Origin of the sequence: Nocardioides sp. (genome assembly GCF_041600255.1) — a bacterium.
Classification (GTDB): Bacteria; Actinomycetota; Actinomycetes; order Propionibacteriales; family Nocardioidaceae; genus Nocardioides.
The window spans coordinates 20,386-40,506 of the sequence record NZ_JBFIKK010000010.1; the positions used below are offsets into that span (position 1 = coordinate 20,386).

The 20,121-nt window shown below is 69.4% G+C and carries 21 protein-coding genes; 14 read left to right on the plus strand and 7 right to left on the minus strand.

Going from position 1 to position 20,121, the window contains the following annotated elements:
- Positions 1-48 precede the first annotated feature (48 nt).
- The 4 genes from ABZE72_RS02365 to ABZE72_RS02380 are packed head-to-tail and all read left to right on the plus strand — an operon-like array spanning position 49 to position 3,344.
- Positions 49-1,053: a GNAT family N-acetyltransferase gene (locus ABZE72_RS02365; protein ID WP_372727411.1), complete on the plus strand. Its 1,005-nt coding sequence runs from the start codon at positions 49-51 to the stop codon at positions 1,051-1,053.
- Positions 1,053-1,676: a sugar transferase gene (locus ABZE72_RS02370; protein WP_372727412.1), complete on the plus strand. Its 624-nt coding sequence runs from the start codon at positions 1,053-1,055 to the stop codon at positions 1,674-1,676. Before ABZE72_RS02365 ends, ABZE72_RS02370 begins: the two co-directional genes overlap by 1 nt.
- A gap of 31 nt (positions 1,677-1,707) precedes the next feature.
- A complete protein-coding gene (locus ABZE72_RS02375) occupies positions 1,708-2,742 on the plus strand; it encodes a hypothetical protein (RefSeq protein WP_372727413.1) in 1,035 nt (344 codons plus the stop codon).
- Positions 2,743-2,771: 29 nt separating this feature from the next.
- Complete coding sequence (locus ABZE72_RS02380) at positions 2,772-3,344, plus strand: GNAT family N-acetyltransferase (RefSeq protein WP_372727414.1); 573 nt, start codon at positions 2,772-2,774, stop codon at positions 3,342-3,344.
- An 18-nt stretch (positions 3,345-3,362) separates the two neighbouring features.
- On the opposite strand, the gene ABZE72_RS02385 is transcribed toward ABZE72_RS02380, so the two are convergent.
- The gene (locus ABZE72_RS02385; protein ID WP_372727415.1) at positions 3,363-4,355 is read right to left on the minus strand and encodes a sulfite exporter TauE/SafE family protein; all 993 of its coding nucleotides are present in this window, start codon (positions 4,353-4,355) and stop codon (positions 3,363-3,365) included.
- On the minus strand, positions 4,352-6,166 hold the full coding sequence (gene cysC / locus ABZE72_RS02390; protein WP_372727416.1) for an adenylyl-sulfate kinase: 1,815 nt from the start codon (positions 6,164-6,166) through the stop codon (positions 4,352-4,354). Before cysC ends, ABZE72_RS02385 begins: the two co-directional genes overlap by 4 nt.
- Before the next feature lie 41 nt (positions 6,167-6,207).
- Here cysC and ABZE72_RS02395 point away from each other — a divergent pair, with 41 nt between their 5' ends.
- The 5 genes from ABZE72_RS02395 to ABZE72_RS02415 all read left to right on the plus strand — a co-directional run bounded on the left by ABZE72_RS02395 (position 6,208) and on the right by ABZE72_RS02415 (position 9,241).
- The gene (locus tag ABZE72_RS02395; RefSeq protein ID WP_372727417.1) at positions 6,208-7,164 is read left to right on the plus strand and encodes an asparaginase; all 957 of its coding nucleotides are present in this window, start codon (positions 6,208-6,210) and stop codon (positions 7,162-7,164) included.
- A gap of 121 nt (positions 7,165-7,285) precedes the next feature.
- Complete coding sequence (locus ABZE72_RS02400) at positions 7,286-7,675, plus strand: helix-turn-helix domain-containing protein (protein WP_372727418.1); 390 nt, start codon at positions 7,286-7,288, stop codon at positions 7,673-7,675.
- A 49-nt stretch (positions 7,676-7,724) separates the two neighbouring features.
- The gene (locus ABZE72_RS02405) at positions 7,725-8,387 is read left to right on the plus strand and encodes a hypothetical protein (RefSeq protein WP_372727419.1); all 663 of its coding nucleotides are present in this window, start codon (positions 7,725-7,727) and stop codon (positions 8,385-8,387) included.
- Positions 8,388-8,511: 124 nt separating this feature from the next.
- Positions 8,512-8,805 carry a DUF2516 family protein gene (locus ABZE72_RS02410; protein ID WP_372727420.1) on the plus strand — a complete coding sequence of 98 codons (294 nt, stop codon included), beginning with the start codon at positions 8,512-8,514 and terminating at the stop codon, positions 8,803-8,805.
- Between the two features lie 79 nt (positions 8,806-8,884).
- Positions 8,885-9,241 (plus strand): phosphomannose isomerase type II C-terminal cupin domain, encoded by a 357-nt coding sequence (locus tag ABZE72_RS02415; RefSeq protein ID WP_372727421.1) that lies wholly within the window; start codon positions 8,885-8,887, stop codon positions 9,239-9,241.
- Here the strand turns inward: ABZE72_RS02415 and ABZE72_RS02420 are convergent.
- Both ABZE72_RS02420 and rfbB read right to left on the minus strand, forming a co-directional pair.
- The gene (locus tag ABZE72_RS02420) at positions 9,217-10,599 is read right to left on the minus strand and encodes a sugar nucleotide-binding protein (protein WP_372727422.1); all 1,383 of its coding nucleotides are present in this window, start codon (positions 10,597-10,599) and stop codon (positions 9,217-9,219) included. The two genes, ABZE72_RS02415 and ABZE72_RS02420, sit on opposite strands and share 25 nt — an antisense overlap.
- A 2-nt stretch (positions 10,600-10,601) precedes the next feature.
- Positions 10,602-11,600, minus strand: coding sequence for a dTDP-glucose 4,6-dehydratase (rfbB, locus tag ABZE72_RS02425; protein ID WP_372727423.1), 999 nt, complete (start codon positions 11,598-11,600; stop codon positions 10,602-10,604).
- Positions 11,601-11,663: 63 nt separating this feature from the next.
- Here rfbB and rfbA point away from each other — a divergent pair, with 63 nt between their 5' ends.
- Entirely contained in the window at positions 11,664-12,530 is an 867-nt protein-coding gene (gene rfbA, locus ABZE72_RS02430; RefSeq protein ID WP_372727424.1) for a glucose-1-phosphate thymidylyltransferase RfbA, read from the plus strand.
- Between the two features lie 3 nt (positions 12,531-12,533).
- Here the strand turns inward: rfbA and ABZE72_RS02435 are convergent, their stop codons facing one another.
- Genes ABZE72_RS02435 through ABZE72_RS02445 form a run of 3 tightly spaced genes read right to left on the minus strand, consistent with a single transcriptional unit; the run spans position 12,534 to position 15,977 of the window.
- Positions 12,534-13,481 (minus strand): GDP-mannose 4,6-dehydratase, encoded by a 948-nt coding sequence (locus tag ABZE72_RS02435; RefSeq protein WP_372727425.1) that lies wholly within the window; start codon positions 13,479-13,481, stop codon positions 12,534-12,536.
- Positions 13,481-14,461, minus strand: a complete 981-nt coding sequence (gene gmd / locus ABZE72_RS02440; protein ID WP_372727426.1) for a GDP-mannose 4,6-dehydratase — start codon at positions 14,459-14,461, stop codon at positions 13,481-13,483. The genes ABZE72_RS02435 and gmd overlap by 1 nt, the downstream gene beginning before the upstream one ends.
- Before the next feature lie 58 nt (positions 14,462-14,519).
- Entirely contained in the window at positions 14,520-15,977 is a 1,458-nt protein-coding gene (locus tag ABZE72_RS02445; RefSeq protein WP_372727427.1) for a sugar transferase, read from the minus strand.
- A 218-nt stretch (positions 15,978-16,195) separates the two neighbouring features.
- Between ABZE72_RS02445 and ABZE72_RS02450 the strand changes: the two genes are divergently transcribed.
- The 4 genes from ABZE72_RS02450 to ABZE72_RS02465 form a co-directional block, all read left to right on the plus strand.
- Positions 16,196-17,338 (plus strand): aminotransferase class I/II-fold pyridoxal phosphate-dependent enzyme, encoded by a 1,143-nt coding sequence (locus ABZE72_RS02450; protein WP_372727428.1) that lies wholly within the window; start codon positions 16,196-16,198, stop codon positions 17,336-17,338.
- Positions 17,339-17,403: 65 nt separating this feature from the next.
- A complete protein-coding gene (locus tag ABZE72_RS02455) occupies positions 17,404-18,477 on the plus strand; it encodes a glycosyltransferase family 4 protein (RefSeq protein ID WP_372727429.1) in 1,074 nt (357 codons plus the stop codon).
- A 34-nt stretch (positions 18,478-18,511) separates the two neighbouring features.
- Complete coding sequence (locus tag ABZE72_RS02460) at positions 18,512-19,447, plus strand: NAD-dependent epimerase/dehydratase family protein (RefSeq protein WP_372727430.1); 936 nt, start codon at positions 18,512-18,514, stop codon at positions 19,445-19,447.
- A 97-nt stretch (positions 19,448-19,544) separates the two neighbouring features.
- A partial coding sequence (locus ABZE72_RS02465) for a nucleotide sugar dehydrogenase (RefSeq protein WP_372727431.1) occupies positions 19,545-20,121 on the plus strand: 577 nt, incomplete at its 3' end.

Here is a 20,121-nt window from a genome sequence, read left to right on the forward strand (position 1 = left end):
CTAGGGTGAACCATCATGCGCATCATCAGCCAGGAAATGGACACACCCATGACGCTGTGTCCCCCGGCGCCGGACGTCTACTTCAGCGCCGGTTTCGGTGCGGCGGAGGTGGCGGGCTCGTCGGACCGCTGGCTGCTGCTCCATGAGTTCGACGGCGCGTGGCAGTTGCCGGTCAAGCTCAGCCAGCGCGCTGAGACCGGTACGTGCGACGCGTCGTCGCCGTACGGTTACTCCGGCATCTACGCCGATCCCGAGGTCTCCGCTCGCGACAGGGATCTGGCCTGGGCACGCGCGCGCGAGGCCCTCCTCGAGCGGGGCGTGTGCAGCGTCTTTCTCCGACGATCACCCCTGGTCCCGCAGGCCCCGCCGCCGCCGGGTGCCGTGTCCGTGGTCGAGGGGCACCTGACCCGGCTGATGCCCCTCGGTGACCAGGAGACGATGTGGGCCGGGATGGAGGGGCGGTGTCGCACCAGCATTCGCAAGGCGGAGCGGTTGGGCCTGGTCGCGACGCTGGCGGAGGCCACTCCCGCGGACGTGGCGACCGGTTCGCCGTTCCGAGCTCTCTACGAGGCCACGATGGCCCGCAAGGAGTCGCGCGCGGACTACGTCTTCCCTGACCCGTACTACCAAGCCCTGGTGACGGCTCCCGACCTCGGCCTGACGGTGGGGCAGGTGCGCGACGAGGCGGGGGAGGTGCAGGCAGCGGCGCTCTTCCTTCGTCACGGCCCGCGGCTGCACTACCACCTCTCCGGCGCGACCGAGAGCGGTCGCGCCTCCGGGGCAACCAACCAACTGGTCTGGGAGGCCGCCCGGCAGGCAGCCACCGGCGGTGTTCAGGTGCTGCACCTGGGGGGTGGGCTCGTGAACGGGGACTCGCTGTACAAGTTCAAACGGTCGTTCGGCGGCCAGGACCTGACCTACTCGGCGGTCGGCGTGGTGCTGGACAAGGCGCGGTACGACGCTGCCGTGGTGCTGCGGGCCGAGCAGCTGGGTCGCCGCGTGGAGGAGATTCGCGCATCACGTGTCTTCCCGGCCTACCGGTCGGAGGCGTGATGGGGTTCTACGCCTCCACGGGCAAGCGACTCGTCGATCTCCTGCTCACCGTTGTCATCAGCACGATGACGGCGCCCTTGCATGCTCTCTGTGCCCTCGCCATCCTGCTCACGTCAGGTCGACCGATCTACTTCTCCCAAGCGCGGGCGGGCCGGGACGGCCAACCCTTCGACCTGATGAAGTTCCGGACCATGCGGGTCGGCACCCATGAGCTGTCCGGGGGCTACCCGGATCGCGACATGATCACTCCGATCGGGGGACTGCTGCGCCGGACGAGCCTCGACGAGCTGCCCCAGCTGATCAACATCCTCAAGGGTGAGATGAGCCTGGTGGGCCCGCGCCCCGCGCTGCCGGACCAGGTGGAGCGGTACACGCGCCGTCAACGGGGTCGGTTGCAGGTCCGGCCCGGGCTCACCGGCCTGGCCCAACTGCGTTACCGCAACGACGCGCCCTGGTCGCGACGGATCGAGGCAGACCTCGAGTACATCGACAACCTCTCCTTCCGATCGGACATCTCGCTGCTGATCCGCACGGTCCCTGCAGTGCTGACAGGTTCGGGGGTGGCCGTTCACCAGACCGCCGCGGACGTGGACGATCTGGGCGGTCAGGACGCCGGTGACTGAGCCGACGCGACCCATCGGGTCCGACTTCGAGGTGGTCGACGAACGCTGGCTCACTGCCGATCACGAGCCGCCATGGCAGACAAGGTCCGACGGCATCACGTACACCGAGTCGGGGCGACAGGCGCTGGCGCTGGTGGCGTCGTACCTGACCGCGCGGGGCCGGAACACCTTGGTCCTGCCCAGCCTGTTCTGCGAGTCCATGATCGCGCCGTTCATGGCGATGGGGTGGCGGATCCTGGTCGTGTCCCTCGACGAACGGTTGGACGTCGATCGCTCCGCCCTGCTGGGCAGGCTCGACGACCCCGAGCACTCCGTCTACTTGCACACGCCCTACTTCGGAAAGGCCGAGAGCGAATCCGGTCTGGCACTGCTGACGGACCTCGAGGCCCGAGGCATGGTCGTGGTGGTCGATGAGAGCCACGGACTGCTGGAGGCGACCCGCCACCCACAGCGGATCCGCGTGGCAAGCCTGCGAAAGCTGCTTCCGCTGCCGGACGGCGGGTTTGTGGCCGGCATACCGGTCCCCGGCCTCGGTCTCCCGACGGGGGAGCGGGCCGCCGCGGTGAGGTGGCGGGCAATGATCCAGAAGTCGGCCTTCCTGCAGGACCCACGCAAGGTGCCGGTCTCGCTCCACCTGGAGGAGTTCCGGCGCGCCGAGGAGCTGACCGAGTCCAGCCCAACTCCTGCGCCGATGAGTGAGCGCAGCAGATCCGTCGTCCGTCGGCTCGACTACGCGGCGCTCCGGAAGCAGCGCAGGGCCAACTTCGCCGCCATCCGCGACGGTCTGGCCGGATCATCGCACCCGGTGGTCGAAACGAGTGCCGGCTGGGCGACGCCGTCGCATGCGGTGGTGGCGGCGCGTGACCCGCGGGCGCTCCAGGTCCACCTGAGTCGGCACGGGGTCTACTGCCCGGTGCACTGGGTGGCGCCAGCGGATCCCCGTCTGACCGCCGTTGGTGGCTGGCGCGGCAACCTGCTCTCCCTGCCGGTGGATCATCGTTATGATCCCGACGACATGGCGCGGATCGTCGCGCTGCTGAGAGATCCCGCCGCGCAGGGTCTCTGACCCGACGACCTTCCCGGAAGGGACACTCGATGATCTACGGCAAGCAGGTCCGGCTCCGCCCGATCGAGGTCGAGGATCTCGAGGACATCAACGCGATCAACGACGACCCGGTCGTGCGCTCGCAGGTGGTCGGTTGGGCCTGGCCCAACTCGATGGCCGATCAGCGAGCCTGGTTCTCGACGGTGAGGAGCGACAGCACCCAGCGGTGGGTGATCCTCGACGACGAGGACAGGATCATCGGACTCACCGGCCTGTGGGACGTCGATCTTCGCAATCGCAACGCCCTGAGCGCCATCAAGCTGGGCGGTCGCCACGAGATGCGGGGTCGCGGGCTGGCCGTCGACATCATGATGACCGTGCAGGCCTTCGCCTACTACGACCTGGGGATCCAACGGATCTACGGCAGCATCCTCGAGGGCAACGACGCCTCCATCAAGGCCTTCCGTGACAAGTGTGGCTTCATCGTCGAGGGTGTCTCCCGCAAGCACGTCTTCCGGCACGGGGAGTTCGTCGACCTGATCCAGCTGGGCGGGATCAAGGACGAGTGGGACAAGATGCCGGACGCCCAGGACTACATCGACCTGATCAAGCGCGGTCGCTGAGGACGCCCATTCCGATCGTCACTCCCTGCGACGGCGCGGGGGCGACATCCGCTCGAGCTCGGCCACCGTCGGTGCCCCGAAGTAGGGCAACCCCTGCCGCTTGCGGAGCAGGCCCCAGACCAACGGCACGATGACGACCATGGCCAGGCCGACGCCGGCGATCAGCATCGGGTGGGTCTCGTCCTCGCCGGCGCCCAGCGGCGCCCAGCCGGCCTTGTCCAGCAGGGCCACGCCGGACATGGTCAGCACCACCACGATGCCGCGCCGGATGAACGACTGCGGCACGCGCGGCGCGATCTTCGCGCCCAGCAGGGTGCCGGGCACCGAGCCCAGGATCAGCGGGATGACCAGCGACCAGTCCAGCCCGTGCAGGGCGATGTTCGAGATGGCCGCGGCCAGCACCAGCGGCACGGCCTGCACCAGGTCGGTGCCGACCAGCTTCACCGCAGACAGGCCGGGGTAGAGCATCAGCAGCGCGATCATGATGACCGAGCCGGAACCGACGCTGGTGATGCCCACCAGCAGGCCGCCCAGCGCACCCACGAGCAGGGTCGGCAGGGGGCGGATGTGCGGGTTCTCGTCCTCCGGCGGGCCGCCGCCGCGGACCCGGACCAGGTTCACGTAGAGCCGGATGGCGTACGTCGCGGCCGCGAGCAGCAGGGCGAAGCCGATGCAGAGCTTCAGCACCCGGTCCAGGCTGTCGGCGTCGGTGAACCAGGCCACCAGGTGCGGCCCGAGCAGCGCCGTCGGCACCGACCCGATCACCAGCCACTTGGCCAGCGCCATGTTGGGCGAGCCCTGCCGCTTGTGCACCAGCGCGCCACCGGTCTTGTAGACGGCGGCGGCGGTCAGGTCGGCGGTGACGACGGTGGCAGCGTCGCCCACGCCCAGGAAGATCAGGGCCGGCGTCATCAGGGCGCCACCGCCCATGCCGGTCAGCCCGACCACGACGCCGACGATGAAGCCGGCGGCGAGGATCGAGAAGAAGGCGGCGGTGATCAGATCGGTCATGGCGTGATCTTCCTTGATCCGGTGAGGGCGTCGACGACGACGCGCAGGAGGCCTTCGATGTGCCGAGCAGCGGTCTGGGCCGCTGCCGGGCCCTGGCGATAGGGGTCGTCGACGTCGAGGGTGGCATCGGCCGAGCCTCGGCGCTGCCCGATCGCCGCCAGCAGGTCGCGACCCGACAGGGCCGGGTCGGCGCCGCGGACGGCGTCCGCGAACTGGCCCAGCGTGAAGACCTTGCGGAAGTCGGCCGGGTGGTCGTCGAGGATGAAGCTGCGGTGCGCCGCCTCCGCGGTCAGCACCAGGTCGGCCTCGCGGACCAGGTCGCTGGTCAGCGGCCGGCTGGTGAACGAGCCCGGGCCGTCGACGCCGTGCTCCGGGAGGGTGCCGGCCATCACGTCGTCCATCGGGTGGTCGCGGAAACCGTGGGTGCCGGCGCTGGCGAACTGGAGCTGCGCGTCGGGGCCGGCGATCCGGCGGGCCACCAGCTCCATGAACGGCGAGCGGCAGATGTTGGCGGTGCAGACGAAGAGCACCTTGAGCGGGCCCTCGTCCTCCGGTGCAGGTGCAGGGGCAGGGGCAGGGGCAGCGGGTGACGGTGCGGAGGCAGACTCCTGGGTCGACCCGGTCAGGTCGAGGTAGCCCTCGTCGCGCAGCACACCCAGGACGTCGTCCAGCGCCTCCTCGATGCTGCGGCCGGTGGTGTCCACCCGGACGTCGGCGTCGGTCGGCTCGTCGTACGGCGAGGAGATGCCGGTGAACTCCGGGATCTCACCGCGCCGGGCCTTGGCGTAGAGGCCCTTGCGGTCGCGCCGCTCGCACTCCTCCAGCGGAGTGGCCACGTGGACCAGGAAGAAGGCGCCGCCCGCCTCCTCGACCATCTGTCGCACCTGCTGGCGGGTCCGGTCGAACGGGGCGATCGGGCTGCAGATCGCCAGGCCGCCGTGCCGGGAGATCTCCGCGGCCACCCAGCCGATCCGGCGGATGTTGGTCTCCCGGTCCTCGGCGGAGAAGGTCAGGCCGGCCGACAGGTTCCGGCGGACGACGTCGCCGTCCAGGCTGGTCACCGTGCGGCGGCCCTGCTCGAGCACCCTGTCCATCAGGGCGCGCGCCAGCGTCGACTTCCCGCTGCCGGAGAGGCCGGTGAAGAAGAGGACCAGCCCCTGCTCGTCCGGCGCCGGCTGGTCGGCGGCCACGATCGCGGCGATGTCGTCGGGCAGCCGGCCGCCCTCGGTCAGGCCGAGGACCCGGTCGCCGCCGGCGTAGGTCGTGGTCACGGCCAGGCCGAGCTCGTGGTCGATCGCGGCGTCCCCGTGCGAGGCCAACGGCACCGCGACCACGGCGGCGTCGGGCACGTGCCGGGCGCCGGCCAGCGTGGCCCGGATCAGGGCGACGGGGGAGAGGTCGGGGGTGCCGGTGCCCACCAGGGCCAGCAGGACGACCGGACCGGCCTCACGGAGCTGCGCGAGCTGGTGGTCGGTCAGCGCGTCCACCACGGGCACGAACGTCCGTCCGGCGTAGCGGGCGTGGGTCTGGGCCGGCGACAGGTAGTGCTGCCGGAAGGGCCCGTACTGCGCGTGGGTCAGGGAGGTGACCTCGCCGCCGGGGATGGTCACCCGGGCCAGCGGCAGGCCCTCGGGGTCGACCAGCTCGACCTCACCGGCCGCGCTCGCCGCCTCGAGGACGTCGGCGGGCAGGGTGAGCGAGATCGGGCTGCCCGGCTCGTTGAAGGCGCGGATGGGCGTGAGCGCACCGGTGGTGAGGAGCTCGAGGTCGTCGAGCTCCCGGGGGCTGGGGCAGTGTTGCGGCGTCGGCACGGGCGTCATCCTGCCACTCGGTGCCCGTTAGCCTTCGCCCCATGTCTTCTCCCGTGGTCGTGGCCGAGATCGTCCGTTCCGGATTCGTGGAGGGCCACCACTACGGATCGGTGGTCGCGCTGGCTCCGGACGGGTCGGTGGAGTGGTCCGTCGGAGCCGTCGACGTGCCCGTCCTGCCCCGCTCGTGCAACAAGCCGATCCAGGCGCTGGCGATGGTCCGGCTGGGGCTCGACCTGCCCCCCGAGCTGCTCGCGCTCGCGTGTGCCTCGCACTCGGGGGAGACCTTCCACCTCGAGGGCGCGAAGCGGATCCTGGCCGGCGCCGGGCTGGACGAGTCGGCCCTGCAGACGCCGCCGGACTACCCGCTCGACGACGCGGCCCGGGAGGTCGTGATCCGTGCGGGCGGCGGCAAGACGCCGCTGCAGATGAACTGCTCGGGCAAGCACGCCGCCATGCTCGCCACCTGCGTCCTCAACGGCTGGGACCTGGCGACCTACCGCGACCCCCAGCACCCGCTGCAGCAGGCGATCGCCGCCACCTTCACCGAGCTGACCGGCGAGCCCGCCGAGGTCGCCGTCGACGGGTGTGGAGCGCCACTGCTCTCCGCCTCGTTGATCGGGCTGGCGCGGGCGTTCCGGACGCTCGCCGTCGCCGAGGAGGGCCCGGAGCGTCGCGTCGCGGACGCGATCCGCACCCATCCGACGTACGTCTCCGGCACGACCCGGGACGAGGTCACCCTGCTCACCGCCCTCCCCGGCGCCATCGGCAAGGCCGGTGCCGAGTCCTGCTACGCGGTCGCCCTGCCGGACGGTCGGGCCTTCGGGCTCAAGACCGACGACGGTGCACCACGGGTCCGGCCGGTGCTGATGGCCGAGGCGCTGCGCCGCAGCGGCGTCCTCGACCTGCCCGGGGTCGACGCGGACGCCGTACGACGCACCGGCGTGCTCGAACTGCTCGGCGGCGGCAAGCCGGTGGGGGAGATCCGCGCCTGCTTCTGAGCCCAGTTAGCGCCCTTCCTGCCTCGAATCTCCTTATTTTCTTGGGCGTCCAGAGCGCGGCGTGACATGACACACGTGCCTGGAGTTTGCATTTGCTAACTGGAGTTAGCACTATGGGGTCATGTCCAAGGGCAAGGTGGGAAACGCAGTCGAGTCTCTCGGCGAGTACCTGAAGGAGCAGCGCGTCACCGCGCGGTTGTCGCTCCGTCAGCTCGCTGAGCAGGCCGGTGTGTCCAACCCCTACCTGAGCCAGATCGAACGTGGTCTGCGCAAGCCCTCGGCAGACGTCCTCCAGCAGATCGCCAAGGCGCTGCGGATCTCGGCGGAGCAGCTCTACATCCGCGCCGGGATCGTCAGCCCCGAGGACGGTGTGGGCGGCTCGGTGGAGATCGCCGTGCTCAACGACACCGGCCTCACCGAGCGCCAGAAGCAGTCCCTGCTGGACGTCTACTCGTCGTTCCTCGCGCTCAACTCGGCGCAGTCTCCCGACGAGAGCACGACCCCCAGCTGAATCCCCGATCCGGTGCAGTGCCGGATCGACCCAACCGAAGGAGCAGGACATGGCCAAGGCCAAGTTCGACATCAAGACCGAAGCCACCCGCCCGCTGTACGCCGGCGTCGGTGTCACCGACCTCGCCGTCGCGGCCGTCCGCGACTACGTTGCCGACGTCCAGAAGAAGCTGGTCGACGTGCAGAAGAACGTCACCTCCATCGACTTCGAGCCGCAGGCCCTGCGCGCCCAGGCCGTCACCGTGGTCAACACCCGCGTCGACGCCCTGACCAAGGACGCCAAGGCCCGTCGCGCCGCCATCGAGGCCCGCGTCGCCGAGCTCCAGGCCGAGGCGAAGGAGCTGCCCGCCAAGGTGCAGACCCTCGTCAACGAGAACGTCGCCACCGTGAACGAGGCGTACGTCGACCTGGCCAAGCGCGGCGAGGTGCTCGTTGCTCGCATCCGCAAGCAGGAGGCGACCAAGGCCACGGTGAAGTCCGCCAAGACCACCACCGCCAAGGCGAAGACCACCAAGACCCAGGCGACCAAGACCGCCAAGTCCACCGCGAAGACCGCCTCGACCGGCGCCAAGTCGACCGCCAAGAAGACGGCGACCACCGCCAAGAAGTCCTCCGCGCCCAGCAGCGCGAAGGCCACCGCGACCGCGGCGAAGTCCACCGCCTCGGACGCGACCTCGGCTGTCGCCGACGCCACCGAGAAGGTCGGCGACTGAAGGACTGAACGCGATGAGCAGCTGACGCTGTTCTGACGTGCGGCGAGGCCCCCGACGGTATGAGCGTCGGGGGCCTCGCTGTCTGCTGTCACGACCCGAACGGGGCAGCCGTAGGCTTGGCCGCGTGCTGAATGTCTTCGCGATCGAGAGCTACATCCTGCTGGTGGTGGCGATGGCGCTGCTCGCCGTCAAGATCTTCGCCTTCGTCAACTGCCTGCTGTGGTCGGCCGAGTCCTACCCGGTCGCCGGCAAGCTCACCAAGCCCGCCTGGGCGGCGATCCTCGGCCTCGGCGTGGTGGTGCACCTCGTGTTCGTCAGCGCGTCACCGATCAACCTGTTGAACCTGGTCTTCACGATCGCAGCTTTTGTCTACCTCGCCGACGTCCGGCCGGCGCTGGCGGGGTTGCGGCGTCGCTGATCCGGCGAAGTGGTCGGGCGGGGTCGCCCCGTGGCTTAGGGTTGGCGCCGGTAATGGTGTTGGTGAGAAAGCGACGTTGATGACTCTGCTGTCCGAAGACCGGCCCTGGGGCTCGTGGCACGTTCTCGCCGAAGGCGACGGCTACAAGGTGAAGCGGATCGAGGTCAACCCGCACTCCCGGCTCTCGTACCAGACCCACGCGCACCGAGCCGAGCACTGGGTGGTCGTCACGGGCAAGGCGACCTGCGTCATCGACGGCGAGACGACGATCGTGGGACCCGGTGGCTGCGCGGACGTGGCGATCGGACAGGCGCACCGGATCATCAACGACCAGGACGAGGACCTCGTCATCGTGGAGATCCAGCGAGGCGACTACACCGGCGAGGATGACATCGTCCGCCTGGAAGACGACTACGGGCGCAATTCGGCGCAGTAGTCGGCCAAGGCGACCATCGCCTCCCGGGGCTCGAATCCCGTCGACCTGATCCGGTCGAGGGCCAAGCTGCTGTGGGCGGGCCGAGGCGACAACTCCTTGCCCGCGGCATACTCCTCGGTGCTGACCGACGTCACGTCGGCGCGGTCTCGCCCGCTGAGGGCGAAGACCTCGCGCGCCAGGTCCGCCCACGACGTGGGCTCGCCGCCGTTGGTCACGTTGTAGGTCCCGTAGGGCGCCTGGGTGCGCACTAGGTGGGCGGTCGCTCGGGAGAGTTCCGCGGTGAAGGTCAGCCGCCCGACCTGGTCGTCGACCACGCTCGGGCAGACGCCCTTCTCGGCCAGGGTGCGCATGGTTCGAACGAAGTTCTTGCCGTCGCCGACCACCCAGGAGGTACGCACGAGGTAGTGCCGCGGGCTCACGCCGACGGCGATGTCTCCTGCCGCCTTGCTCTGGCCGTAGACGCCCAACGGAGACAGCGTCTCCTCCTCGCCCCGCTCGGGAGTGCTCCCGTCGAAGACGTAGTCCGAGGAGTAGTGCACCAGCGTGAAGCGGTGCTCGGTGGCCAGACGGGCCAAGGTGGCCGGCGCATGCGCGTTCGCCGCCCAGGCAGCCACCCGTCCCTCGGGCGTCTCGGCCGCGTCCACCGCGGTGTGGGCGGCGGCGTTGAGGACGAGCTCGTACTCGTGCCACGGCCACGCGGCCACTGCTGCGGCGTCGGTGACGTCGAGCTCGTCGAGATCGACCAGGTCCGCTGCCGGGAAGTCGCGTTGCAGGGCCCTGCCCAACTGGCCGCGGCAGCCGATGATCAACTGCTTGCGAGGCGCCATCGGGACCACGTCCGCGAGGTGCGGGTTGGCGCGGTCCTTGTCGGAGATGTCGGCCTCCGCCAGCGGAATCGGCCAGGGGATCGCCACGCCGGGATCGCCCAGGTGCAGCGCCGGGTACGGAGTGCCCGGGCGCCAGTGCTCATTGACGAGATAGGTGTAGGCGGTCCCGTCCTCCAGGGCCTGGTAGGAGTTGCCCACACCTCGCGGGACGAAGACAGCGACACCGGGGTCGACCTCGACGTGGAACGTCGTGCCGAAGGAGTCGCCCTCACGCATGTCGACCCAGGCTGCGAAGACCCGCCCGGTGGCCACGGAGACGAACTTGTCCCAGGGTTCGGTGTGGATGCCGCGGGTGGCGCCCCGGTGGGCGTTGAAGGAGATGTTGTTCTGGACCGGCCCGAAGTCAGGCAGCCCGAGGGCCACCATCTTCTCGCGCTGCCAGTTCTCCTTGAACCAGCCGCGGCTGTCCTCGTGCACGTCGAGCCGAACGACCACCAGGCCTGGGATCGGGGTGGTCTCCAGGGTCGGCATCCTCACTGCCCCTTGGCGGCGTACGACGCCTCGGTGGCCTGCTTGTGCGGTCGCCACCAGTCCTGGTGCTCGCGGTACCACTCGATGGTGTCGGCCAACCCGGCCTCGAAGTCGCCGTAGGCCGGCTGCCAGCCCAGCTCCGACCTGAGCTTGGTGGAGTCGATGGCGTAGCGCAGGTCGTGCCCGGCGCGGTCGGTGACGTGCTCGAAGTCGTCCTCGGGCAGCCCGAAGTGACGCAGGATCATCTGGACCACGTCGAGGTTGTTCTGCTCGCCGTCGGCCCCCACCAGGTAGGTCTCGCCGGCCCTGCCCTCGTTGAGGATGGTCCAGACGGCCGAGGAGTGGTCGTCCGCGTGGATCCAGTCACGCACGTTCAGCCCTGCGCCGTAGAGCTTGGGCCGTCCCCCGTCGATGACGTTGGTGATCTGTCGGGGGATGAACTTCTCGATGTGCTGCCACGGGCCGTAGTTGTTCGAGCAGTTCGAGATCGTGGCGTGCACGCCGAAACTGCGCACCCAGGCTCGGACCAGGTGATCCGAGCCGGCCTTGGAGGCCGAGTACGGGCTGCTGGGGTTGTACGGCGTGGCCTCGGTGAACCGCTGAGGATCGTCGAGCTCCAGGTCGCCGTACACCTCGTCGGTGGAGACGTGGTGCAGCCGGGTGCCGGCCTTGCGCACCGCCTCCAGGATCGTGAAGGTGCCCACCAGGTTCGTTCGGATGAAGGGCGCCGGGTCGTCCAGGGAGTTGTCGTTGTGCGACTCCGCCGCGAAGTGCACCACCGCGTCGTGCACGGCCACCAGTGGCTCGACCACGCCGGCGTCGGCGATGTCGCCGACCACCAGCTCGACACGGTCGGCGGGGAGGCCGGCCAGCGACTCCCGGCTGGCGGCGTAGGTCAGCTTGTCCAGCACCGTGACGTGGGCGTCGGTGTGGGCCATCAGGTGGTGAACGAAGTTGGAGCCGATGAAGCCGGCGCCCCCGGTCACGAGAAGTCGGTGCATGCGTCGATCCTAGGCAGCGGGTCCGCCGGACGCGCCCTCGCCTCGCGGCCTAGGGTGGCGCGCATGCGTGGAATCATCCTGGCCGGCGGCACGGGCTCGCGACTGCACCCGATCACCCACGGCATCAGCAAGCAGCTGGTGCCGGTCTATGACAAGCCGATGATCTACTACCCGCTGTCGACGCTGATGCTGGCCGGCATCCGCGACATCCTGGTGATCACGACACCGCACGAGGCCGAGGGGTTCGTCCGGCTGCTGGGGGACGGCTCCCAGTTCGGCATTCGAATCACCTACGCCGTGCAGCCGAGCCCGGACGGCCTGGCGCAGGCATTCGTGATCGGTGCCGAGCACATCGGAGACGCCTCCGTGGGCCTGGTGCTCGGGGACAACATCTTCTACGGCGCCGGGATGGGCTCCCGGCTCAGCCGCTTCGGCGACATCGACGGTGCGGCCGTTTTCGGGTATCGAGTGGCCGACCCGTCGGCCTACGGCGTGGTCGAGTTCGACGCGCAGGGTCGGGCGCTCTCCCTGGAGGAGAAGCCGGCGCACCCGAAGAGCAACTACGCGGTGCCCGGCCTCTACTTCTACGGCAACGACGTGGTGGAGCGGGCGCGCCACCTGGAGCCGTCGGCACGCGGGGAGCTGGAGATCACCGACCTCAACCGCCAGTACCTCGACGAGGGGCGCCTCCAGGTCGAGGTGCTGCCGCGCGGGTCGGCCTGGCTGGACACCGGCACCTTCGACGACATGAACGACGCCAGCAACTTTGTGCGGACCATCGAGAGCCGACAGGGCACCAAGATCGGTGCGCCCGAGGAGGTCGCCTGGCGAAGGGGGTTCATCACGGACGACGAACTGGCCGAGCGGGCGCAGGGTCTGATCAAGAGCGGCTACGGCGTCTACCTCCTCAGCCTGCTCGACGACGCCTGATCCTCACCGGTGCAGGTCGGCGTCGACCATCCGGCCGACGAGTTCGTCGAAGCCCACGCTGGGCGACCAGCCCAGGTGTTCGCGGGCGACGCTCGCGTCGCCGAGGAGTTCGACCGCGTCGGCCGGGCGCAGGAACTCCGGGTCGGTCCGCACCAGCGTTTCCCAGTCGCTGATCCCGGCGTGGGCGAAGGCGGCCGCGACGAACTCCCGCACCGAGTGGCCCACGCCGGTGGCGATCACGTAGTCGCGGGCTGTCTTGTGGCGTGCCGCGCGGATCAGGGCGTCGACGTAGTCCGGTGCCCAGCCCCAGTCCCGCCGGGCCTCCAGGTTGCCGAGAACCAGGCGGTCCGTCTCGCCACGCGCGATGGACGCGACCGTCGAGGTGATCTTCCGGGTCACGAAGGTGGTCGGACGACGCGGTGACTCGTGGTTGTAGAGGATTGCGCTGACCGCGTGCAGGTCCCGCTCGCGATAGACCGCCACCAGGTGGTGGGCGTACGCCTTGGCGGCGCCGTACGGATTCGTCGGCGCGATCGGCGTCCGCTCGTCCTGCGGCGAGGAAGCAGGCTGGCCGAAGATCTCTGCGCTGGATGCCTGGACGAACGCCACCGGGCGGCCGTGCTTCTCCTGCACCAGCAAGGCGGTCTCCAGGAGCCCGGCCACCGCCAGCCCGTTGACGCGCGCCGTGGTCTCCGGGTCGGTCCACGAGCGGGCGACCGAGCTCAGGGCGGCCAGGTTGTAGATCTCGTCGGGCGCCAGCTCCAGCAGCAGGCCGCGGAGCTCGTCGGGGCGGGTGAGATCCCCGGGGTGCAGCTCGACGCCCGGGATGGGGGGTGCGGTGTCGTCGATGTGTGCCAGGGCGTGCACGTCGACCCCGTCGGCCAGCAGCTGCTCGGCCAGGTAGCTCCCGTCCTGCCCGCCGACGCCGGTGATGAACGCGCGCGTGGTCATCACCAGCCCTGCTGGGTCGCCTCGAGGTCGGCCTCGACCATCATCGCCACCAACTCGGGGAACGAGACCTTCGGCTTCCAGCCGAGGACCTCGCGTGCCTTGCTGGCATCACCGATCAGCGTGTCCACCTCGGCCGGTCGCATGAAGGCCGGGTCCTGCCGGACGTAGGGCGTCCAGTCGGCGATCCCGACGTGCGCGAAGGCCAGGTCGAGGAAGTCCCGGATCGAGTGGGTCTCACCGGTGGCGATCACGTAGTCGTCGGCGACCGGCTGCTGCAGCATCAACCACATCGCCTCGACGTAGTCGCCGGCGAACCCCCAGTCGCGCTCGGCGTCGAGGTTGCCCAGCACCAGCTCGTCCTGTCGGCCGAGTTTGATCCGAGCGACCGCCTCGCTGATCTTGCGGGTGACGAACTCGGGTCCTCGACGGGGCGACTCGTGGTTGAAGAGGATGCCCGAGGAGGCGTGCAGACCGTACGACTCGCGGTAGTTGATCGTCATGTGGTGCCCGAAGACCTTGCTGACGCCGTACGGCGAGCGTGGCCACAGCAGGGTGCGCTCGTGTTGGGGCGTCTCCTGCACCTTGCCGAACATCTCGGAGCTGGAGGCCTGGTAGAAGCGGAGGTGCTCCGGGCGGTCACAGGTGTGCAGGCGCAGGGCCTCCAGCATGTTGAGCACGCCGGTGGCGGTCACGTCCGTGGTCAGCCGGGCGTTCTCCCAGGAGTAGGCCACGAAGGAGACGGCGCCCAGGTTGTAGACCTCGTCCGGGTCGGAGTCGCGCAGCGCCCGGATCAGACTGGACATGTCGGTCAGATCACCGTTGTGCAGGCGCACGCCCGGGAGCAGCTGCTCGACCAGCTCACGCTTGGGGTTGTTCTGCCCGCGGATCAGACCGTGCACGTCGTACCCCTTCGAGAGCAGGAGCTCAGCGAGGTACAGGCCGTCCTGACCGGTGATGCCGGTGATGAGTGCGGTGGGCATGGGGTGATTCTGCCCGACCGGCACCTGAGCGGGGTCCGGGTGTGTCCGTCGGGCAGTCTCAGTAGGCGCCGCGGGAGCTGAAGACAGCGCCGACGGTGCGGGCCAGGATCGACAGGTCCTGCATCATCGACCAATTGTCGACGTAGTAGAGGTCGAGCCGGATCGCCTCGGACCAGGAGAGATCCGAGCGGCCGGAGACCTGCCAGAGGCCGGTCATGCCCGGACGCACCCGGAGGCGGCGCTGGGCGTGCCCGTCGTACCCTGCCACCTCGAGGGGAAGCGGAGGGCGCGGCCCGACCAGGCTCATCTGGCCGAACAGGACGTTGAAGAGCTGGGGCAGCTCGTCCACCGAGAAGCGACGCAGCCAGCGCCCCGGCGTGGTGATGCGCGGGTCGTCCTTCATCTTGAAGAGCCCGCCGTCATAGCCCTGCTGCGCGTGCAGCTCGGCCAGGCGCGCCTCGGCGTCGACGCACATCGTGCGGAACTTCAGGCAGCTGAACTCGGCGCCGTCACGACCGACCCGGGTCTGCCGGAACAGCACGGGGCCCCTGTCGTGTGCCTTGATCCGCCACACCACGAAGAGCAGCAGCGGGCTGAACGCCAGCACCAGGAGTAACGAGCCGATCACGTCGAAGGCCCGCTTGCCCCAGCGCGAGGCGTCGAGCGCGGCCGGCGGGTCGATGTGCATCAACGACAGGCCGCCCACCGGGCGGACCTGGATCCGGTCGCTGGAGATGTCGGTGACGCTGGGGGCCACGATGACCTGGATCTTCTCGTGCTCCAGATCCCAGACGGCTTGACGCATCTGACCGGCGGAGCCCAACGCGCCGCCGGCGAAGAAGATGACGTCCGCCCGGGAGTGGAGGGCGACCGAGGTGGCGTCCTCGGCATTGCCGAGGACCGGGATCCCGGTCGCGCTCTCCTCGCTCAGCTCGGTCGGCGGGGTCAGGGCTCCGATCACGTCGTAGCCCAGCCAGGACTCGCGACGCAGGACGCTGGCGATCTCGTCGATGTGGGCGAGCGAGCCCGCGATGACCACGCGCTGGAGCAGGTGCCCCTGGCGGTGCGCCCGGTGCAGCGCCTTGCGCAGCACCACGCGACCGAGCACGAGCGCGGGCACTCCGACCAGGAAGGCCAGCAGGAAGAAGCCGCGGGAGAGCGGGAAGCGGGCCAGGTAGCAGCCCACCCCGACCAGGCCGGCGGTGAGCAGGCTCGCGTTGAAGACCCGGCGGTACTCGTCGGTGCCGGCCCCGAAGACGTTGCTGCGATACGCGCCGCAGGCTGCCAGGGTCACCAACCAACCCAGCAGGATGAGTGGTCCGGCCAGACCCAGCGCACTTACCACGCGCACGGACTCCGGGAAGACCTCGAGGCGCTCACGACCGACGGAAGCGAGGGTGCCCGTGACGAGCAGCAGCCCGAAGTCGATCGCGAGTGCGGCGACAGGCAGTGCCTGGAGTGCGCGGCTGGTCGTGGCGCCAGTGAGGCGTCTACGGCCTTCCGAGAGCAGGGTCATCGTTCTTCCTGGTTGCGGGCGACAGGCCCCGGGGGCGGAATGGGGTTCCTGGACCAAGAGCCAGTGTGACGGACCCGCGCGGTAATTGCAGCACTACCGACGATTCGGCTGTCCTCACGGATCTGTCGAACAGGCCGCCCACCTGCTCATCGTCGCGTAGCCTTCGGTCGCCTGAGAGCTCTCAGTCTGAATCGATGCCTAGGACGTGGACGCGACCCATGCAGGATCCCATCCTCCTGTCGGCCCCTGATGTCGGGGAGGTCGAGGAGCGACACGTCCTGCGCGCCATCCGGTCAGGATGGGTTGCGCCGGCAGGCCCGGACCTCGCGGCCTTCGAAAGCGCCATCGCTGAGCGAGTGGGGGTTCCGCACGCGGTGGCGCTGAGCTCCGGCACTGCGGCCCTGCATCTCGCGCTGGTCTCGTGGGGCGTCGGCCGAGGCGACGTGGTGCCTGTCTCGACGCTGACCTTCGCCGCGACGGTGAACGCCATTCGCTACGTCGGCGCTGAGCCGCACTTCGTCGACTGCGAGGTCGAGACGGGGAACATCAGCCCCGAGCTCCTGGAGCGGGCGCTGGTGGCCCTGCGGGCGGCGGGCAGGAGCGTGCCGGTCGTCGTCCCCGTCGACCTCCTGGGGAAGGTGGCCGACCACGATGCACTCCGGGAGGTCGCTGGCGACGCGCGATGGCTCTGGGACGCTGCTGAGTCCTTCGGCGCCTCCTACCGTGGGCGGCCAGCAGGTTCGCTCGGGGATGCGGCGGTGCTCTCGTTCAACGGGAACAAGATCATGACCACGTCTGGTGGTGGCATGTTGCTCACCCGCGACGGCGAGCTCGCTGCCCACGTCCGGAAGTTGTCGACGCAGGCGCGCGAGCCGGTCGCGCACTACGAGCACACGGAGATCGGCTACAACTATCGGCTGTCCAACATCCTGGCCGCACTCGGCATGGCCCAACTCAGTCGTCTCGACGCCATGCTCGAGCGGCGTCGGACCTGGCGGGAGCGGTACCGGAGCCTCTTCGCCAACGTCGCGGGGGTGCGGATCCTGGGTGGCTCGAGCGACGACGAGGACAACTGCTGGCTGACGGCCGTGGTCGTGGATCCGGCGACGTCCGGCTGGCATGCCCGGGAGTTGGGGGAACGGATGGCGACTCTCGGTGTCGAGACACGCCCGGTCTGGAAGCCGATGCACCGCCAGCCCGTCTTCCAGAAGTTTGGAGCCACCCTGGACGGCTCCTCCGACCGACTCTTCGCTGAGGGGCTGTGTCTGCCCTCGGGCTCGGGCATGGACGACCGCACCTTCGACCGGCTCGAGTCCTCACTGAGGGCGGCGCTGGCAGAAGTGGGGGCTTCGGTCGCATGACGCGGCGTCACAGCGACTCCCGCCGCCTGCTGCTCGCGGTCACCGACCCGATCTCGCTCACCCTGATGCGAGGACTGCCGGCGTTCCTCGAGGGTCGCGGGTGGGACGTCACCGTCGTCGCCGGCGGTCCCGGGGAGGGCCAGCCGGTCCACGTGCTGCCCATGGTGCGGCGACCCGCCCCCCTGGCAGATCTCACGGCCTTGGCGCGATGGGTGCGGCTCATTCGACGGAGCAGGCCCGCCGTGGTCGTCGCCGGGACACCCAAAGCCGGTCTGCTGGGCATGGTCGCTGCCCGCTTGAGCGGGGTGGAGCGGCGGGTGTACCTGCTGCGTGGGCTGCGGCTCGAGACCGCCCGCGGACCGCTGCGATGGCTGCTGGTCGCGATGGAGCGGCTGGCCGCCTGGTGCGCCACGGAGGTCGTCTGTGTCAGTCCGTCCCTTCGCGACGCGTTCGTGGGCCTGCGCCTGGGTGATCCGCGCAAGGCCCTTGTTCTCGGCGCCGGCTCGTCCAATGGGGTGGACACCGAACGGTTCCGACCGGCCACCTCAGCGGAGCGACAGGCCAGCCGAGCACATCTGGGGATCGACCAGTCGGTGTCCGTGGTCGGGTTCATCGGACGCCTCACGCCTGACAAGGGGCTCGACACCCTCGTGGCAGCAGCCGGGCTGGCGCGGCGCGAGGTGGACTTCCACCTGCTCTTGATCGGGCGGGAGGAGGAGGCGGGTTACCGGGACCGGCTCGCCGAGCATCTGGCAGAGGCTGGCGTGGAGCACAGTTTCGTGGACGAAATGCCCGACATCGAACGCGGCTACGCGGCCATGGACGTCTTCTGCCTGCCCAGTCGGAGAGAGGGATTCCCCAACGTGAGCCTCGAGGCCGCGGCTTGCCAGTTGCCGGTGATTTCGACCGATGCCACGGGATCGCGAGACGCCGTGCGGTCCGGCGTGTCAGGCTTGTTGGTGCCGATGGACGACCCCCCCGTCCTGGCTCAGGCCATCACCCGCGCCCTCGCTGACCCTGCCGGGTCACGAGCGATGGGCGCAGCGGGTCGCGCCTGGATGCTGGAGGAGTTCGACCGCCCGCTCGTGTGGGCGCGCCTCGACGACTTCCTGGTCCGGGGGCGGCAGACAGCACAGTGACGGATCCGAGCGAGCGAGTGGGAGTGGGAGCATCATGAAGGTTCTGGTCACGGGTGGGGCCGGCTTCATCGGGAGCAACCTCTGCGAGCGACTGCTCGCGGACCCCACGATCGAGCAGGTGCGCGTCATCGACGACCTGTCCACCGGTTTCGCGGAGAACCTGTCTGGCCTCGGTGTCGAGTTCCACGAGGCTTCGATCCTCGACGTCGGCGCGCTCGAGCGGGCGTCGTCAGGCTGCGACGCCATTGTCCACCTCGCGGCCCTGGGCTCGGTGCCCCGCAGCATCGAGAACCCGATGGCCACCCATGACGCCAACGCAACAGGCACCCTGAACGTGCTGCAGGCCGCCCGCCGGGTCGGTAATGCTCATGTGGTCCTGGCCTCCTCGTCGTCCGTCTACGGGGCCAATCCGCGGCTGCCGAAGTCCGAGGACATGCTCTGTCAGCCGATGAGCCCCTACGCGGTCACCAAGCTGGCCACCGAGCAGTACGCCATGGCCTTCGCGAAGGTCTACGACCTTCCGGTCCTACCCTTCCGGTTCTTCAACGTCTACGGTCCCAAGCAGCGGGCCGGGCATGTGTATGCCGCTGTGATTCCCGTGTTCGTCGACGCCGCCGTACGTGGCGTTCCGCTGCCCGTCAACGGCGACGGTCAGCAGAGTCGGGACTTCACCTACGTCGGCACGGTGGTGGACGTCCTGGCGACCGCTGTCACCGCGCAGGTCACCGGCGGGCCGACCAACCTGGCCTTCGGGTCGCGGACCAGCCTGCTCGACCTGATCGCCCTCATCGAGCAGGGCATCGGCCGGTCCGTGGAGGTCGAGCATCGTCCTGCCCGAACCGGCGACGTGCCGCACTCCCAAGCCGACAACTCGGTGCTCCGTGGACTCTTCCCGTCCCTCGACCCGGTCCCTCTCGAGGAGGGTGTCCGGGCCACCATCGCCTGGATGGAGCAGACCCTGCAGGTCTGACCCGTTCGTGTCCCTCCCCACCATCAGTCAGGAAGAAGCAGCTATGAGCGACAGGCTCGTCGTCGTTGGCCAAGGTTATGTAGGGCTCCCGATCGCCATGCGTGCGGTCGAGGTCGGGTTCGACGTCGTTGGTCTCGATCTGGACACTCGCAAGGTTGAGCAGCTCGTCGAGGGCTCGAGCTTCGTCGAGGACATCTCCGACAGCACCCTCCAGAACGCGTTGGCCAGCGGCCGCTACCAGCCGACGGCCAACCCGGCCACGTCCGCCGGCTTCGACTTCGCGATCATCACGGTTCCCACGCCGCTGCGGGAGACCTTGCCCGACCTCTCGTTCATCGAGTCCGCGGCGCACGACCTCTCCGTGCACCTGACCAAGGGATGCACCGTCGTCCTGGAGTCCACGACGTACCCCGGTACCACCGAGTCACTGATGGTGCCGATCCTGGAACAGGGCAGCGGCCTGACGGCAGGCGTCGACTTCTTCGTGGGTTACTCGCCCGAACGCATCGACCCGGGCAACACCCAGTACGGCTTCGTCAACACCCCCAAAGTCGTGGCCGGCATCGACGACGCTTCCTCGGAGGTGATCTGCAACCTCTACGGGCGCCTCGTGGACACGGTGGTCCCGGTCTCGACCCCCAAGGAGGCCGAGCTCACCAAGCTCCTGGAGAACA